This is a genomic window from Segniliparus rugosus ATCC BAA-974 (assembly GCF_000185725.2).
Taxonomy (GTDB): Bacteria; Actinomycetota; Actinomycetes; order Mycobacteriales; family Mycobacteriaceae; genus Segniliparus; species Segniliparus rugosus.
Map to the genome: position 1 here is coordinate 641,436 of NZ_KI391954.1, position 16,802 is coordinate 658,237.

Below are 16,802 nucleotides of genomic sequence, written 5' to 3' on the forward strand. Positions count from 1 at the left end.
GAGCCGGCGGATCGCGTGGAGGCTACCCTGAACCCATGGTCGAGCAGACGGCGCGCGCGTGGGCGGACAACGCCGTCCGCTTGATCGAGGCGGACGCGAGGCGGTCGGCGGACACGCATCTGCTGCGTTTCCCGCTCGCGGCGTGCGGAGCCTGGGGCGCGCGGGCCGAGCGCTCCGGGGCGGCCCTCTACCTCAAGGACGAGACCACCCATGTCACGGGGAGTCTGAAGCACCGCCTGGCGCGGTCGTTGTTCCTCTACGCGCTGTGCAACGGGTGGATCGGGGAGGGGACAACGGTCACCGAGGCCTCGTCCGGGTCGACGGCGGTGTCCGAGGCGTATTTCGCGAGACTGCTTGGCCTTGACTTCATCGCGGTGATGCCCAGGAGCACGTCGCGGGAGAAGATCCGGCTGATCGAACGCCAGGGCGGGGTCTGCCATTTCGTGGACCGGGCCGATCAGGTGTACGCCGAGGCGGCCAGGCTCGCGCGCGAGCGCGGCGGCTGCTATTTGGACCAGTTCACCAACGCCGAGCGGGCCACGGACTGGCGGGGCAACAACAACATCGCGGAATCCATCTTCACGCAGTTGGAGCTGGAGGAACAGCCGGTGCCGGAATGGATCGTGGTGGGCGCGGGCACGGGCGGCACCTCGGCGACGATCGGACGTTTCATCCGGTACAAACGGCACGCGACCAAGCTGTGCGTGGTGGACCCGGAGCGCTCGGCGTTCGCCCCCGCGTATCTGAGCTATCGGGAGAGCGGCTTCTGGAGCCCCGAGGCGTTCGCCGGAGGCCCCTCGCGGATCGAGGGCATCGGCAGGCCGAGGGTGGAGCCTTCTTTCGTCCCGGGCGTGGTGAACAGGATGATCAGCGTCCCGGACGCTGGTTCGATCGCAGCTGCGCGATGGGCCTCGCAGGCACTCGGCCGGAAAGTCGGGGCTTCGACGGGGACGAACCTCTGGGGCGCGCTGACGGTGCTGGGGGAGATGGTCCGCGCGGGCTCGCGGGGGAGCGTGGTCACGTTGATCGCCGACAACGGGGACCGCTATCTCGACACCTATTTCGACGACGCGTGGGTGGCCGAACAGGGCGTCGAGCTGGAGCCGCACCGCCAGGCCCTGCGCCATTTCTTCGCAGAAGGCTCCTGGCCAGGCTGAGGCTACGCCGCCTCGGCGGCCGCCTCCTTGACCGCGTGTCCGATCTCGGCGCGCAGCGCGGCGAACTCGGGCGAGCCGCGCAGCTCGTCGGCCGCCGCGCCCGCGCGCGGCAGCGCCGAGCGCAGGTCGAGCGCGACCCTGCCGGGGCGGGTGGTCAGCACGACGATCCGGGAGCCGAGGAACGCCGCCTCTTCCGCGCTGTGGGTGACGAAAACCTTGGTCTTGCCCGACTCCGCCCCGAGCGTCCGGACGTCTTCTTGCAGGCGCTCCCTGGTGAGCGCGTCGAGCGCGGCGAAGGGCTCGTCCAAGAGCAGGAGCGAGGTGTCGGCGGCCAAAGCTCGGGCGATGGCGACGCGCTGCTGCTGGCCGCCGGAGATCTCCCAGGTCCGCCGGCCGGCGACACCGGCGAGCCCGACCCTCGCCAGCAGCTCCTCCCGGCGGGCGGCCCGCTCGCTTTTCGGAGCTTTGGCGTATTCCAGCGCGAGGTCCACGTTCGAGCCCACCGACTTCCACGGGAAGAGCCGGGGCTGCTGGAACACCACGCTGGAGTTCGCGCCCGGCCTCGGCTCGGCCCCGGCGAGGCGCACAGAGCCCTCGCTGGGCCGCTCGAACCCCGCGATCAGCCGCAGCAGCGTGCTTTTGCCGCAGCCGGAGGCTCCCACCAGGACGAGGAACTCGCCTGCGGGGACGTCGAGGGAGACCGGGCCGAGCGCGGTGGTCGCCGCCTCGCCCTTGCCGTAGCGGTGCACGACGTCGCGCAGCCGGATGGCGGGCTCTTCGGTCGGGTCGGCAGGGGAGGCCGGTTCAGCTGGCGAGGACAGCGGGCAGTCCTTTCGTGTAGACGGCTTCGCGCAGCGAGGCTTCGTCGGGGGCGGCGGGGATTTGTTTCTGCGCGAGGAGGAACCGGGCGGCGTCGAGCAGGTTCCCGGCGACGCCGCCGGGCGCGCCCGCCGAGCCGAGCCACTGCGCCGAGGCCTCGTCGGCGGGGGAGAGGAAGATGCCCTGGCGCAACTGGTCCGCCGCGGCGGCGGGGTCGATCCCGATCTCGGCGGCGACCGCTTTCGCGGCGGCCTTGGGATCCTCTGCGATGGTCTGCAGCGCCCTGGCCTCGGCCTTGCGCCAGAGGTCGACCACCTCGGGGTGCTGCGCCGCGAACGCGCGGCTGACCACGCCGAGGTCGAGCGTCGGCTTGCCGGACTCGGCCAGCGCGCGGCTGGTGAGCAGCGTTTTGCCCGATTTGCGCAGTTCGTCCAAGGTCGGCAGCCAGGTGTAGACGGCGTCGAGGTCGCCGCGTTGCCAGGCCGCGAGGGAGGCTTGCGGCTGCACGTCGATCAAGCGCACCTCGTCGGGGGCGACTCCTGCCTTCGCGAGGGCGGCGAGGAGGCTGTAGTGCGCGGTCGAGGCGAACGCGGTGCCCACTCGTTTGCCGCGAAGGTCGGCCACCGAGTTGACTCCGGAGCCGTCGCGCGCCACCAGCGCCTCGTTGTCGCCCGCGACGTCGAGCACGAACGCCACCTGGTACGGGATGTTCAGCGGGGCGGAGAGCCCGCGCGCCACGGGACTGGACCCGATGGACCCGAAGTCGACCTCGCCCGCGAGGAAGGCGGTGTTGACGTCCGCGCCGGAGTCGAACTTGGTCCATTTGATGTTGTACGCGGGCAGCGCCTCCTCCAGCCAGCGCTGGTGGCGCACGATCAGATCCCCGCTGGGGAAGGTCTGATAGGCGATCCGGATCGTGGGCTTGCCGGAACTCTGCCCCGGCGCGTGGATGGCGCAGGCGGCGGCCAGCGCCGCAGGCAGGACGAGCGCGAGCGCGCGGGCCAGGCCAGCCCGGATCACGCTTTGCCGCGCCATGGGACGAGGATCCGTTCCGCGCTCTTGAGGAAGCCGTCGACGATTAATCCGCACACTCCAATCACGATGATGCCGACCAACACCACGGCGGTGTTGTTGTAGTTGCTGGCGTCTTTGACCATTCCGCCGATCCCTGGGATGCCGTTGAACAGCTCCGCCGCCACCACGGTGGTGTAGGCGATGCCGACCGCGACCCGGATCCCGGTGAGCGTTTCGGGCAGGGCGGCGGGCAGCACCACGTCGCGGATCACCTGCGCCCTGCTCCCGCCCAAGGCTCGCGCCGCCTCGACAAGGCTCACCGGGGCGGCCAGCACCGCGGCGGTGGTGGCGACCGCAGCGGGCGGCAGCGCCGCCAGCGCCAGCACGGTGATTTTCGGAGCCTCGTCGATGCCGAGCCAGATCACCAGCAGCGGGAAATACGCCAAGGGCGGCAGGGCACGGAGGAACGTCAGCCAGGGGTCGAGCAGGTTGCGCAGCCAGCCGACTGTGCCCATCGCCAGGCCGACGGCCACGCCGGTCGCGACCCCGGCCAGCACGCCGAAGAGCACGCGGCGCAGCGTCATGTACAGGTGCTCCCAGAGCAGGAACCCCTGGTACCCGCGCACGCCGTCGCGCGTGGTCGACACGGCGAGGAAGCTGTCCCAGACCGTTTTCGGGTACGGCACGAAGGTCTGGCTCCACGCCCCGCTCGCTGCGGCGAGCTGCCACAGCGCGAGGAAGAAGAGCAGCGAGGCCGCAGGAAGACCGGCCCGGCGCAGCCGATGCGGCCAGGGCGAGACGGTCGGATGCATCGGGCCAGGCTAAAGTACGCAGCGCGAGCCGCCGCCCGCCCCTGCGCGGCCGTCGCGACGACGGGCGAGGTCAGAGCGCTGCGCGCGCGCTGCTGAAGATCGAATCACCTGTGCTCAAATACGCCGGACCGGACGGAATAACGCGCCGGTCTGGCAGAGTTCTTGTGGGCGAAGGATCGCTCCTTCGAAGCAGAGAAAGGGCAGGACATGGCAGAGCTGCAGGTGCGAAGGATCGGCACGCGCCGTTATACCGGGCACAACGACCGAGGGGCGCAGGTCCAGATCGGCTCGCACGGGGTCGAGGGGGCGTTCACGCCGGGGGAGCTGCTTAAGATCGCCCTCGCGGCCTGCACCGGTTTGTCCTCGGACGCTCCGCTCGCCAGACGGCTCGGCGACGACTACCGCGCCGTCGTCGCCGTGTCGGGCGACGCGGACCGGGAACGCGAGGTGTACCCGGCGCTTCGCGAGGAGCTTCGGGTGGACCTTTCGGCGCTTTCCGACGAGGAGCGCGAGCGCTTGCTCGTGGTCGTCGCCAAAGCGGTGGACCAGGTGTGCACGGTCGGGCGCACCCTGAAGGCAGGCTCCGAGGTGGCGCTCGATATTCTGAACACCGCCGAAGGCAGCTCATAGGAAGGACGGATGTGTCGCAGGAGCAGGAAGAGACTCCGAACATGCCAAGGCCTCCGTTCGAGGCCGCTCCGTCCTCGGAGCCGCGCGGCGACGTCTCTTCCAGCGGCGAGCAAGAAGCCCCGAGAGCGGCCGGAGGCTTCGGCGACAAGGGCTCCTCGGAGCCCGCGCCCGCGTTCCCGCCCCCGCCGTTCGAGGTTCCCGAGGTTGGCCCCGGCGTGACATCGCCGGTGATCGGGGCCGAGCCCGCCGCTCCCGCGTTCCCCGCGCCGCCGTTCGAAGCTTCGTCTGCCGCGCCCACAGGCGCCGGGCAGCCGCCAGGCTCGCCCCGGTCGGGCAGCATCTCGTTCCAGGAGCCAGGGGTCACGACCCCGCGCCCGCCCACGCTCGCCGAGTCCCGCGCGCGCTACCAAGCCGAACAAGCGGCGGCGAAGCAGCGCGAGATCGAAGAGCTCCACGAGGAGAACAAGCGCAAATGGCGGCGCAGGCTCATCGGCGGGGTCGCGGTCGTCGGCATCGTCGGCGTCGTGGCGCTGGTGTACATCGCGAGCCCCGAACGGCGGTGCTACGACAGCGTCAGCCATCAGGAAATGCCCAGCTCGTATTGCACCACGAGCAGCAGCTATCACTCCGGCGGCACGTACGTCTTCATGAACACCGGCTGGTTCGGCTCCTCGCCCTACTCCAACGGCAGGTTCTACGGCGGGAACGGTTACAACTCGGGCGGCGGCTACAACTCGGGCGGCGGCTACAACTCGGGCGGCGGGAGCGGCTACCGCTCCGACGGCTCCTCCGGGAAGTCTTCCTCGAAGAGCAACGGCAGCGTCCAGCGCGGCGGGATCAACCCTGGCGGCGGCGGGAGCTCGTCGAGCTAACGATGCGCAGACTTCGCAGAACACCCAGGCCGGGCTGGGAGCAGACTGTCGAGACCCAGGGGCTGGTCTACGGCGTCCCGGCACGCTACGCGGACGGGACCGAACGGCCGTACTGGGACGAGTCGGTGTACTACGAGTTCTCGATGGACGAGGTGGAATCGGTCGAGGCCGACGTGGAGGCGCTGCACGCGATGTGCCTCGAAGCGGTGGAGCACGTGGTGCTCGCCGAGCGGTACAAGGACTTCGGGCTGCCCGAATGGGTCTGGCCGCATATCGACCAGTCCTGGCGACGGCGCGACCCGCACGTCTACGGGCGCTTCGACCTGCGGTACGACGCGAAGGGCCCGGCCAAGCTCCTCGAGTACAACGGCGACACCCCCACATCGCTCCTGGAGGCCTCGATCCTGCAATGGTTCTGGTTCAGGGACGTGTTCGCCGACGGAGACCAGTGGAACAGCCTGCATGAGAAGCTCGTGGAGCGCTGGGGCCAGGTCCGGGCGCAACTGCCGCAGAGCCTGCTGCATTTGACGTTCGCCAGAGGCGACACCGCTGGCGAGGACCACATCACCACCACGTACATGCAGGAGACCGCCGCCGAGGCGGGTTTCGACACGGTCGGGCTCGCCGTCGAGGACATCGGCTGGGACAACGTGCTGCACCGGTTCGTGGACTTGGCCGAGGAGCCGATGCGCGCGATCTTCAAGCTGTACCCGTGGGAATGGCTGCTCGAAGACCCCTTCGGCAAGCACGCGGTCGAGCAGCTGCCGGGCACCTTGTGGATCGAGCCGCTGTGGAAGACGCTGCTCTCCAACAAAGCGCTCCTCGCGATCCTCTACGAGAACTACCCCGGCCACCCGAACCTCCTGCCCGCCTACTTGGACGACCCCGGGGTCCTCACCGAGTACATCAAAAAGCCCAAGCTCGGGAGGGAAGGGGCGAACATGACGATCGTGGCCCCCGGCTACGAGACCTCCACCGGCGGGGTGTACGGGAAGGAGGGCTACATCTACCAGCTCTTCGACCCGCTCCCGGAGTTCGACGGCATGCGCCCGGTGATCGGCGCGTGGGTCGTCGGGGACAGCGCGGCGGGGATGGGGATTCGAGAGACGTCCGGGCTGATCACCGACGACGGCGCGGCGTTCGTGCCGCACCGGATCGCGGAGTGAGCATGGCCGAGACCGCCGCCGTCTTGACCCAAGCAGTCTTGACCTATCCAGCATCGATCAACACAGCATCGACCAACGACAGTATCGACTAACGACATGAGGAGCACGACCGTATGAGCGTTTCCCAGCTCGCATTTGAGTCCATCGTCGCGAGCGGCGACTTCTGGCGGCATCTCACCAGGTCCGTGGCGGCCATCGTGATCTACGCGATCATCGGCCTGGCCCTCATGGTCCTCGGGTTTTTCGCCATCGACCTGACCACGACCGGAAAACTGCGCCAACTGGTCAAGGACGAGAAGCCGAACGCCTCCTTCATCACGGCGGTGGGCCTGTTCAGCATGGGCATGATCGTGGTGACGGCCATCTACAGCACGCTCTCCGGGGACATCTGGGGCGGGATCGTGACCACGCTGGTCTACGGCGTGGTCGGCATCGCCGCCCAGGTGGTCGCGGTGCGGTTCCTGGAGATCGCGACCGGCGTGGAGACCAATGTGACGCTGCTGCGCGACGATTTCGACTTCGACTCGTTCATCATCGCGGGCGCGCACCTGGGGATCGGGCTGATCGTCGCCATCAGCATCCTCTGACCCCCGGCGCTGCTCGCCGCCTCGCCGCGTTTAGCCCGCCCAGGTCTGGGGCTGCTGTCCCCCATTCGCAGGGCTCGCGGGAGGCGCCCCCAGCGCGGCGGGGTACTGGTCCTGCCCTCCCCACGGCTGGGGCGGGGGAGGCTGGAGGACGACGTTGTTCGGCGGAGCGTGCAGCAGGACGTTCTGCTGCACGCTGAGCACGGTGTTGACCGTGGCGGCCACGTCCATGCCCGAGCTGTCGATCCACGCGCCGATCCCGTGCAGCTGCTCGTGCATGGTCCGGTCGAGGAAGTTCCAGTCGGTGGTGAGGACCTTGCGCCGGGTCGCGTTGCGGTGCGCGGCGATGTGCGGGCTGGGGGCGAGCACGATGAACCGCAGCGGCAGCCCGGCGAGCTTGGCGAGGTAGTAGTCCAAATGGTTGCGCCACACCACCACGTCGTCGATCACCGGGACGATCCCGGCCTGGTAGAAGTTGTGCGCGAGCGCGGCGGCGTTCTTCGCCCTGACGTAAGTCTGCCGGTCGGCCTCCGGGTCCCAGCGGAAGCGGGGCCACCGTCCGCCGGAGACGACCATCTCCTGGAGCCGGTCCACTTCGATATGCGCGCCGAGCCGGTACCGCTGGGCGAGCGCCCGGCTCACCGTGCTCTTCCCGCTGCCGGGGACGCCGACGATGAGATACACCGCTGGAGCAGCGCTAATGCTCACGGGAGGGCCGGGGGGAGGACCATTGGGTCATAACTCGTCCATCCTACCGCCAACGACTGGGCGGGCGACCGCGCGGTTCGTGTCCATACCGGCCTCAGCTTTTCAACGGCTTGGCGCCGAGCTGGGTGGTCAGCAAAGCCAACGCGTCTTGGGGCGGAGCCGGGCGGTCCTGCTGCTGGGGGCTGGATTCCGCTTCCGGCTCCGGCTCGGGCGCGGCGGGTTCGGACCTGCGCTGCGCGAACGCGCGCCGCGCCTGCGCGGACGGCGGCTCGGGGGCCTCTTCCTGCTCGCGGGGGAAGGCGGGGGGCTCCTGGGCGGGCGGCGGGGGCGGCGCGCTCGGAGCCGCGCCGCGCTCGCAGACGACCCGCCACCGCACTCCGGCGGCCTCGTGGAGCGCCGAGGACACCATGTCGAGCACCTTAGGGTCGGAAAGCCGGGTGGCCAGCGCCGAGGAGGCTTGCCGGATCACCAGCTCGTCGCCGCGCAGTTCCGGGGCCGGCGCGCCTTCGAGCAAGGCGTAGGCGACTCGCGAACGTTCGCGGATCTGACCGAGCGCTTTCGCCCAGATCTCGTGCAGAGAACCCGCCGGGGCGGCGGGCTGTCTGCTGGGCGCGGGGGCGGGGCCGGGTTTCTCGGCGACCGGTCTGGGGGCTTCCCGCTCCGGTTCTCGCTCAGGCTCGGGCGGGAGGGGCGGCGGCTCGGGCCGGCGCTGCGCCGGTCCCGGCTCACGGGGAGCGTCGCGCGCGACTGGCTCTGGGCTTTCGGACCGGGGCGGCGCAGACGGTTCCGAGGAAGGCCGCGCGGCGGGCGCGGCGGCAGGGGCGGGCGCGCCGCCGCCTCGTTCGAGCCGTTCCAAGCGGGCGACGAGCGCGGCGGAGTCCTCGAGCGGCAGGAGCATCCTGGCGCACACCACTTCGAGCAGCAGCCGGGGGGACGTGGCCCCGCGCATCTCGGTGATGCCGGTGTGCAGCGTCTGCGCGCATCTGGCGAGCGTCGCCTGCCCGAAGCCCTCCGCTTGCTCGCGGCGCTGCGGCCACGCGTCGACGGGGGCGTCGACAAGCCCCTGTTCCAGCGCGTTCGGGACGCTCTGGACGACGATGAGGTCGCGGAGCCGGTCGAGGAGGTCGACCGCGAAGCGCCTGGGATCGCCCCCCGCGTTGACGCATTGGTCCACCACGGTGAACAAAGCCGCGCCGTCGCCAGCGGCCAGCGCCGAGACCGCGCCGTCGATCAGGCTCGTGTTCGTGACGCCGAGCAGCCCGACCGCGCTCGAATACGTGACCGTCGCGTTCTCCGCCCCCGACATGAGCTGGTCGAGAATGGAGAGCGCGTCGCGGGGCGACCCGCCGGAAGCGCGGATGACGAGCGGGTACACGTCGTGCTCCACGGTCATCTGCTCGGCCTCCACCACCTTGACCAGCAGCTCGCGCAACGTCTTCGGCGGCAGCAGCCGGAACGGGTAGTGGTGGGTGCGCGAGCGGATGGTCGGCAGCACCTTCTCGGGCTCGGTGGTGGCGAACACGAAGATCAGGTGCGGCGGCGGCTCTTCGACGATCTTGAGCAGGGCGTTGAACCCCGCCGTGGTGACCATGTGCGCCTCGTCGATGATGAACACCCGCTTGGTCGAGCGCGCGGGGGCGTAGAAGGCGCGGTCGCGCAGATCCCTGGTGTCGTCCACCCCGCCGTGGCTGGCGGCGTCCAGCTCGATGACGTCGACCGAGCCCGGCCCGCCCTCGGCGAGCGCCAAACACGACTCGCACACCCCGCAAGGATTCGCGGTCGGGCCCCGCTCGCAGTTCACCGAGCGGGCGAGGATTCGGGCGAGCGACGTCTTCCCGCAGCCCCGAGGGCCGGAGAACAGGTACGCGTGGCCGAGCCTGCCCGCTTCGAGGGCGACGCTCAGCGGCCTGGTGACGTGGTCTTGCCCGAGGACTTGGTCGAGCCGTTCCGGCCGGTATCTTCGGTATAACGCCACCGGCCCATCTTACCGGCGGCCGCCGACGCCCCGCCGATCAGGAGGACGAGCAGATAGGCGATCGGATACCAGGCCGCCTTGATCTGGCCGAGCGGCCCGAGCGGGGGGTCGGAGGGCTGGATGAACACGCCGGTGGCGTAGCCAGGCAGGACCGGGGCGTTGGGCAGGTCGGGCTGGACGGAGGTCCACATGAAAGTCCACGCGGCGAGCACCGCCAGACCGAGCCCGGCGGCCGCCGAGCGCTCCCGCGCCATCCGCGCGAAGAGCCAGACTCCGAGCGGGACGAACCACACCCAGTGGTGGCCCCAGGAGAACGGGGAGACCGCGCAGCCGACGAGCCCGACGAGGGCGAGCGCGAGCAGCTCGTCCCCCTTGCGGCTGGCGAGCCAGGCCAGGGCCAGCCCAGCCGCGCCGAGGATCGCGGCCAGCGCGAACCACGCCCAGTTCGGCGCGTAGGACGGGGGATCGGTCAGCGACGGCGTCACGACGGGGGAGCAGAACCGGTCGAGCACTCCGGCGATGGACTGGTTGGCGGGCGTCGGGCGGGGCGCGATCTTGCTGACGTCGGCGATGCCCTTGGTCCAGTAGCGCTTCGACTCCTCCGGCACGACGGCGAATCCGGCGGCGATGGTCGCGGCGAACGTCCCGAACGCCCATCCCGCCGCCCGCCACTGCCGCGTGATGAGCAGGTACGGGAGGAAAACGAGCGAAGTGAGCTTGATCCCGGCGGCCAAGCCGACCCCGAAGCCCCTGCCGCGCGAGCCGGCGGGCCGGGCGAGGTCGAGGAGCACGACGGCGAGCAGCGCCAGGTTCACCTGCCCGTACCAGAGCGTGGAGCGCACCGGTTCGAGCGCGGTCGCCGCCGCAGCGAGGCCGACGCCCGCGAGAAGCGCGCCGCCTCGGCTGGTCAGGCCGCCGCCGCGCAGGCCCCGGTAAGCGACGAGGACGAGGGCGAGGCAGGAGATTTCGAGCCAGATGGTCCGCGCGGACTCGAACGCGAGCCCGGAGAGCGGGACGAACGCCACGGCGGCGAACGGCGGGTAGGTGAACCAGAAATCGTCCATCACCGGAGCCCCGTACAACGGGCGGGACTCGAGCACCGCTTTCGCCCCGCCCCGGTACACGTCGAGGTCCACGCCGTTCTCCAACAGCCCCCAGTATTCCCCGTCCAAGGGGATGAGGCGGTTTTGCGCCCACACCGCGGCGCAGCCGAGGACGAGCGCGAGGGCGGTCGCCCACAGCGCGCCGCCGCGCCGCCGCGCGGTCATGCCGGGGTTTTCCGGCGCAGGTGGCGCCAGCCGAAGAACAGGATCGCGAGGTAGGCGTACACGTACCAGGCTCCGAGCGCGTTCCGCAGAAGGGGCGGGCCGTGCTGCAGCCAGAACACGCCGATGGAGGCGGGCTCGACGGATCTGTCGAACGTCAGCGCGGACTGGTCGTTCGGCCAGACGAACACCCAGAGGTACAGAGCCGCCGCGGCGAGCGCGGGCGCGACCCTCGGCGGGCCGTCGCCGGGCAGCGCTTTGGCGACCAGGAGCACCACGAGCGGAGCGACCCAGACCCAGTGGTGGCTCCAGGCGATGGGCGAGACGACGCAGGCGACGAGTCCGACGACGGTGACGGCGAGCACCTGCTCGGAGCGGCGGTAGGCGTAGGCGGCGAGCAGCAGCCCCGCGCCGCCGACAAGGAGCGCGAGCGCGGAGAACAGCGCTTTCGGCGGGTCGTGCGGGGCCCAGATCCGGGCGAGCGTGCCCTCGACCGCCTGGTTCGACGGCCAGGCGAGGGGGCCGACCCTGGTGGTCTGGCCGACGCTGGTCCAAAACTTCGCCGAGTCGTGCGGGACAACGAGGAAGCCGAGCGCGATGGTGCCGAGGAACGTCCCGACTGCGGTTCCCGCCGCCCGCCACTGCTTGGTGAGCAGCAAATAGGGGACGAAGACGAGCGGGGTGAGCTTGAGCCCCGAGGCGATCCCGACCCCGAAGCCCCGCCAACGGCTGGCGGGAGGGCCGAGGAGGTCGAGGAACGCCAGCGCCATGAGCACGAGGTTGAGCTGGCCGAACCACAGCGTGGACTGGACCGGTTCGAGGTTGACGGCTCCGAGCGCGAAGGCGACGCTGGCCATCACGAGCCTCCGGTCCCTGCGGAACCCGCCGAGTTCGAGGGTCCGCCCGATCACGAGGGCGAGCGCGAGGATCGAGATGAGCACGTGCAGCGCCTCGCCGATCAGCCGGGGGAACACCGCCATCGGCAGGAAGGCGAGCACGGCGAACGGCGGATACGTGAATCCGAGCTCGGGATTGTGCGTCAACGCGCGGTCGTAGAGCGACTCGCCGCCGAGGACGACCTGCGCCGCTGCGCGGTAGACGTTGTAATCCACGCCGCCGCAGCCCTGGACGATCGCGGTGCCGGGCGGCAGCAGGAACTGGACCGCGAAGGCGAGCGCGGCGGCGGCGAAGGCCGTGAAGAGCACGGCTTTGGGCAAAGGCTTGGCGTTCATGTTCGTCAGGCTCCTCCCGTGGGATGCGTCGGGGCCGGCCGCCCGCCGGGGCGGGCGGCGCGCAGCCAGCTGGCGGTCCCGACCAGGATCGCGAGGTAGGCCAGCACGTACCAGCCGCTGGCGATGTGGCGGTACCACGGGGAACCAGCGTCGAGGAAATGATAGAAGACGCCGGGGACCACTCGGGGGTCCTCTGGCGTCGAGGGGGGCTTATGCCACGGCCAGACGAACGCCCACGCGTCAAGGGCTCCCGCCGCCGAGGCCCAGCTGATCCATGCGGTGTCTCGCTTGCCGAACGCGTGGACGGCCTGTGCGAGGAGCCACGCGGCGAACGGCGCGAACCACACCCAGTGGTGTCCCCAGGTGAACGGGGAGGCCGCGCAGGACGTGAGTCCGACGAGCAGCAGCCCGAGCGGGCCTTCGCCCCGGTCGTGCGCGGTTTTGGCGAGACAGAGGCCTATTGCGATCACCGCTGAGGCGAGGACGGGCCAGAGCCAGCCGGGGCTGGGGTCCGGCTTCCAGATCCGGGCGAGGAAGCCGTTGACCGACTGGTTCGCCGGATGGAAAAGCTCGCCGATGTGGCTCGTGTCGCGCACGGCGTGGAACCAGTACTGGACGCTGTCCCCCGGCAGCACCGCCCAGGAGACCGCGACGGTGGCGGCGAACGCCGCGACGGCGGTCGCCGCGGCCCGCCACTGCCGGGTGATCACCAGGTACGGCAGGAAGATGAGCGGGATCAGCTTGATCCCGGCAGCGACTCCGGCCCCGACCCCGCGCAGCTTCGAGCCCTCCGGGCGGGAGAGGTCGAGGAAGATCAGCGCCATGAGCAGGATGTTGATCTGCCCGTACCAGAGCGTGGTCCGCACCGGCTCCAGCGCGGTCGCGGCGGCGGCCAGCGCCAGGCTGGTCAGCTGCAGCCGCAGGTCCGGGCGGAATCCGGCGAGCCGAAGGGTCCGTCCGATGACGAGCGCGAGCAAGAGGTAGCACAGGACGGACCAGGACAGCGCGCCCGCCTCGCCGGAAAGGAAGGCGAACGGGGTGAAGCACAACGCCGCGAACGGCGGGTACGTGAAGAAGCCGTCTTCGCCGACCGGGGCCGTGTACAAGGGGCGCCCGTCCAGCGCCGTGCGGGCTCCGTCCGAGTAGATCAAAAAGTCCCGGCTGTTGGTGATGAGGTCGTGGTGCAGCAGGTCGAACGGGAGCAGGACGCACTGCGCGGCCAGGGCCGCCGCGGCGAGCACCACTGCCGCCCAAAGGAGCCGGGACGGGATCTGCGCGCTGGTTTCAGGTCTGCCGATCACGCATGGGAGGGTACCGCAGGAGCCGGTGAGCGCCGATCAGGATCGCGAGGCACAAGATCAGATACCAGGAGTGCGCGATCGGCCCGAGCGCGCTCGGCAGGCGGTCCCAGTAGCAAATGCCCACGTTGAGGTGGACGGTCGGCAGGACCCCCGGCGGCTCGGCGCGGCTTTGGACCCAGATGAAGAGCGCGGCCGCGAGCGCCGCCGTCGCGACGGCGAGGTCCGCCCGGCGCAAGGTCGCGGCTTTCGCCCCGAGCCAGACGACGAAGGGCGCGAACCACACCCAGTGATGGGTCCAGGAGATCGGCGAGACCGCGCATCCGGTGAAGCCGACGAGCAGGAGGGCCAGGAAGCGCTCGCCCGCCTGGTCGGCCTCGCGCGCGCAAGCGAGGCCGAGCACGACAAGGACCAGCTGGACCAGGTGGACGAGCAGGCTCGGCGCGGGCGCGGGGTCCCAGACCCGCGCGAGCACCCCGGCGGCGGACTGGTTGTCCAAGTGCGCGGTGAAGGCCTGGATCGGGCCGACCTGCCCGCCCGCGCCCCAGAACTCCTTCGAATCGGCGGGGAAGACGATCCATCCGACCAGTGCGGTCAGGGCGAAGACGAGCACAGCGGTCCGCGCGGCCCGCCACTGCCGGGTGACGAGCAGGTAGGGCAGGAAGATCAAGGGAGTGAGCTTGATCCCCGCGGCGAGGCCGACGCCGAAGCCGCGCAGCCGCGCGTCGGGCCTTCGGACCAGGTCGAGCAGCACCAGCCCCATGAGGAAAATATTGACCTGGCCGTACCACAGCGTGGCCCGGATCGGTTCGAGATCGACGGCCGCGACGGCGAGGACGAGGCTCAGCGCGGCGAGCGCGCGGTTGCTCCGCAGCCCTGCGGCCCGCAACGCCCGGTTGAGCACGAGCGCGAGGACGAGCACCGAGAGGACGAGCCAGACGGCCTGGGAGAGGCCCCACGGGTGGACCCAGCTGATCGGGAGGAACAGCGGGGCAGAGAACGGCGTGTAGATGAACCAGAGCGCGGTTTGGTGCGCCAAGCCCGCCCAGGTCGCAGGGCTGTCGTACAGCCGCTGGCCGCGCCAGCCCATCTGCGCCCCGTTCTGGTAGGCGATCAGGTCGGTGCCGTTCTGCGTCAGCCCCCACCAGGGCATGTCGGAGGGGATGAGCGCGTGCTGCGCCCAGAGGGCGAGCAGGGCGGCGACGGCGGCGGCCCCGACGAGCCGCCACGAACAGAGTTGCCAAGAGCCGGGGGCACGCCCTGTCGCGGTGTCAGTCATGGCTGACGAGGGTAGCGGACGGCGGGAGCCTATCCGGCGTCCCGCTCGGCGAGTTTTTTCGCGGCGGCGAGCAGCACGCACGTGCTCGTGGCCTCGATCGCGTCGGCGAGCACCGGCTCGGTGGGGAAGGTCGGCGCGATCCGGATGTTCGAGTCCTCGGGATCGGAGCCGTACGGGAAGGTGGCCCCGGCGGGGGTGAGGGCGACCCCTGCCTCCTTCGCCAGGCGCACCACCTCCTTCGCCGTGCCGGGCAGCACGTCCAGGCTCACGAAATAGCCGCCCTGCGGCTCGGTCCACGAGGCGACCTTCGCCGCGCCGAGCCGGTCTTCGAGGATCTTCAGGACGAGCGCGAACTTCGGGGCCAAAAGAGCCCTGTGCCGCCGCATATGCGCCCGCACGCCCGCCGCGTCGCGGAAGAAGAGCACGTGGCGCAGCTGGTTGACCTTGTCGGGGCCGATGCTGCGCTTCCCCGCGTGGGCGAGATGCCAGTCGAGGTTCGCCTTCGAGGCCGCGAAGAAGCTCACGCCCGCCCCGGCCAGAGTGATCTTCGACGTGGAGGCGAAGACCAGCGGGCGGTTGGGATGGCCAGCCTCCTCTGCCCAGGCCAAAAAGGGCCTGCCGGTCGGCGAGTCGCCGACGATCGGGTGCAGCGCGTACGCGTTGTCCAAGACCAGCCGGAAATCGGGGGCCGCCGAGGGCAGGGCGAGCAGCCTGCGGATCGTCTGCTCGGCGACGACCGTCCCGGTCGGGTTCGAATAAGTCGGCACGAGCCACATGCCCTTGACGGACGGATCGGCCGCGATCAGCTCGGCGACCTGGTCGACGTCCGGGCCGTCCGCCAGCATCCGCACCGGGACGAGCTCGAAGCCCAAGTCCTGGGTGACGGCGAAATGCCGGTCGTAGCCGGGGGCGGGGCAGAGGAACTTCCGCTTCGGGTCGCTGGCCCACGGCGCGGCCCCGTCCACCGGGGTGTGCAGCAGCGACTCGACGATCAGGCCGTGCATCAGCTCGAGGGAGGAGTTGTTCCCGGCGATCAGGTTCGCGACGGGGACTTCCAACAGCTCGGCGAAGATCTCGCGCAGCTCGCGAAGGCCGAGGACGCCGCCGTAGTTGCGGCAGTCGACCCCGTCCGCGTCCCGGTACTCCCCGGCGGGGAGGGTCAACAGATCGGCGGACAGGTCGAGCTGGGCGGCGGCGGGCACGCCCCTGGTGATGTCGAGCGAAAGCCCCTTGGCCACAAGCTCCGCGTAACGCGACTGCAGGCTCGCGAGTTCGGCGGCCAGCTCTGCCGGGCCGAGGGAGGCATAGGGCAGCGCAGCAGTCATCGTCGTTCGCACCTCTTCAGGATCCCCCGGGGCATATAGGAACAGGGGGACCCCGCGCACCCGCTAGAGCCCGTTGACCCTTGCTGCCTTCCGGCCCTGGGGGGGTTCACAGGATAGTCGCCACACGGGGTCCTGCCGACGAGTGTAGCGCGCCGGTTTCCCCGTCGTCCAATCCGTTTGCGGAAACCGGCGCGGACGCTCAGCGCCCGCCCGCAGGAGCGCGGACGCCGGGCCAGGGGGCGAGCTGGCAGGGAGAACGAATTCGTCTCTGCGCCAAGCGTCCGCTATACTCCTCGGCGGAGGATTCGCCTAGTGGCCTATGGCGCTCGCCTGGAACGCGGGTTGGGTTAACAGCCCTCAGGGGTTCAAATCCCCTATCCTCCGCAGTAGCGGCTCCCGTCCCTGATCAGGGACGGGAGCCGACTCTTTTCTCCGGGGCGGCAATCGTGATCATGGACACAGGCGGGCAGGCTCGGGTCTTCGCAGCTGCTCGCAGGTCGTTGTGTGACTGGCTGACACGGCAATTGCGCCGGTGGCATCGGGCATTCGGCAGATGAATGACGTGTGGGCCCCAATGATGGCCGTCATAGGATCTATCGCAGGCTGTGGCTATGAAGCCTGACAGGCTTTGGCCGAGATCTAAGATCGACGGAGCGAGGCGTGGGT

15 protein-coding genes, 1 tRNA gene and 1 other RNA gene are annotated in these 16,802 nt (G+C 70.3%); 6 read left to right on the plus strand and 11 right to left on the minus strand.

Features of this window, described 5'->3' with window-relative positions:
* The first annotated feature begins 35 nt into the window (after positions 1–35).
* On the plus strand, positions 36–1,157 hold the full coding sequence (gene cds1, locus HMPREF9336_RS12875) for an L-cysteine desulfhydrase Cds1 (protein WP_007467675.1): 1,122 nt from the start codon (positions 36–38) through the stop codon (positions 1,155–1,157).
* 2 nt (positions 1,158–1,159) lie between these two features.
* Here cds1 and HMPREF9336_RS12880 read toward each other — a convergent pair whose 3' ends face one another.
* From HMPREF9336_RS12880 to HMPREF9336_RS12890, 3 genes are read right to left on the minus strand one after another with little or no spacing between them, the layout of a single operon-like run.
* Positions 1,160–1,978 (minus strand): ABC transporter ATP-binding protein, encoded by an 819-nt coding sequence (locus HMPREF9336_RS12880; protein ID WP_040585603.1) that lies wholly within the window; start codon positions 1,976–1,978, stop codon positions 1,160–1,162.
* Entirely contained in the window at positions 1,962–3,011 is a 1,050-nt protein-coding gene (locus HMPREF9336_RS12885; protein ID WP_021030646.1) for a taurine ABC transporter substrate-binding protein, read from the minus strand. Before HMPREF9336_RS12885 ends, HMPREF9336_RS12880 begins: the two co-directional genes overlap by 17 nt.
* A complete protein-coding gene (locus HMPREF9336_RS12890) occupies positions 2,993–3,802 on the minus strand; it encodes an ABC transporter permease (protein ID WP_007467678.1) in 810 nt (269 codons plus the stop codon). The genes HMPREF9336_RS12885 and HMPREF9336_RS12890 overlap by 19 nt, the downstream gene beginning before the upstream one ends.
* Positions 3,803–4,009: 207 nt before the next feature.
* Between HMPREF9336_RS12890 and HMPREF9336_RS12895 the strand changes: the two genes are divergently transcribed.
* From HMPREF9336_RS12895 to HMPREF9336_RS12910, 4 genes are all read left to right on the plus strand, one after another.
* Positions 4,010–4,432 (plus strand): OsmC family protein, encoded by a 423-nt coding sequence (locus tag HMPREF9336_RS12895; protein ID WP_007467679.1) that lies wholly within the window; start codon positions 4,010–4,012, stop codon positions 4,430–4,432.
* Between the two features lie 41 nt (positions 4,433–4,473).
* Positions 4,474–5,304: a hypothetical protein gene (locus tag HMPREF9336_RS17595; protein ID WP_007467680.1), complete on the plus strand. Its 831-nt coding sequence runs from the start codon at positions 4,474–4,476 to the stop codon at positions 5,302–5,304.
* A gap of 2 nt (positions 5,305–5,306) precedes the next feature.
* Positions 5,307–6,470 (plus strand): glutathionylspermidine synthase family protein, encoded by a 1,164-nt coding sequence (locus tag HMPREF9336_RS12905; protein ID WP_007467681.1) that lies wholly within the window; start codon positions 5,307–5,309, stop codon positions 6,468–6,470.
* A gap of 113 nt (positions 6,471–6,583) precedes the next feature.
* A complete protein-coding gene (locus tag HMPREF9336_RS12910) occupies positions 6,584–7,057 on the plus strand; it encodes a DUF350 domain-containing protein (RefSeq protein WP_007467682.1) in 474 nt (157 codons plus the stop codon).
* A gap of 30 nt (positions 7,058–7,087) precedes the next feature.
* Here HMPREF9336_RS12910 and HMPREF9336_RS12915 read toward each other — a convergent pair whose 3' ends face one another.
* The 8 genes from HMPREF9336_RS12915 to ffs all read right to left on the minus strand — a co-directional run bounded on the left by HMPREF9336_RS12915 (position 7,088) and on the right by ffs (position 16,273).
* Positions 7,088–7,762 carry a P-loop nucleotide/nucleoside kinase family protein gene (locus HMPREF9336_RS12915; protein WP_007467685.1) on the minus strand — a complete coding sequence of 225 codons (675 nt, stop codon included), beginning with the start codon at positions 7,760–7,762 and terminating at the stop codon, positions 7,088–7,090.
* 94 nt (positions 7,763–7,856) lie between these two features.
* Positions 7,857–9,737, minus strand: a complete 1,881-nt coding sequence (locus HMPREF9336_RS12920) for a DNA polymerase III subunits gamma/tau (RefSeq protein WP_040585605.1) — start codon at positions 9,735–9,737, stop codon at positions 7,857–7,859.
* Positions 9,662–11,005, minus strand: a complete 1,344-nt coding sequence (locus HMPREF9336_RS12925; RefSeq protein WP_021030650.1) for a glycosyltransferase 87 family protein — start codon at positions 11,003–11,005, stop codon at positions 9,662–9,664. The genes HMPREF9336_RS12920 and HMPREF9336_RS12925 overlap by 76 nt, the downstream gene beginning before the upstream one ends.
* The gene (locus HMPREF9336_RS12930) at positions 11,002–12,234 is read right to left on the minus strand and encodes a glycosyltransferase 87 family protein (protein ID WP_007467692.1); all 1,233 of its coding nucleotides are present in this window, start codon (positions 12,232–12,234) and stop codon (positions 11,002–11,004) included. The genes HMPREF9336_RS12925 and HMPREF9336_RS12930 overlap by 4 nt, the downstream gene beginning before the upstream one ends.
* A gap of 5 nt (positions 12,235–12,239) precedes the next feature.
* A complete protein-coding gene (locus HMPREF9336_RS12935; RefSeq protein ID WP_007467694.1) occupies positions 12,240–13,535 on the minus strand; it encodes a glycosyltransferase 87 family protein in 1,296 nt (431 codons plus the stop codon).
* Positions 13,519–14,811, minus strand: a complete 1,293-nt coding sequence (locus HMPREF9336_RS12940; RefSeq protein ID WP_007467702.1) for a glycosyltransferase 87 family protein — start codon at positions 14,809–14,811, stop codon at positions 13,519–13,521. Before HMPREF9336_RS12940 ends, HMPREF9336_RS12935 begins: the two co-directional genes overlap by 17 nt.
* Positions 14,812–14,840: 29 nt before the next feature.
* Positions 14,841–16,136: an aspartate aminotransferase type Ic gene (locus HMPREF9336_RS12945; protein ID WP_007467704.1), complete on the minus strand. Its 1,296-nt coding sequence runs from the start codon at positions 16,134–16,136 to the stop codon at positions 14,841–14,843.
* 40 nt (positions 16,137–16,176) lie between these two features.
* Positions 16,177–16,273: signal recognition particle sRNA small type (gene ffs, locus HMPREF9336_RS18015), an RNA gene on the minus strand.
* 161 nt (positions 16,274–16,434) lie between these two features.
* On the opposite strand from ffs, the gene HMPREF9336_RS12950 reads away from it, so the two are divergent.
* Positions 16,435–16,520 (plus strand) — tRNA-Ser (locus HMPREF9336_RS12950).
* Positions 16,521–16,802: the final 282 nt, after the last annotated feature.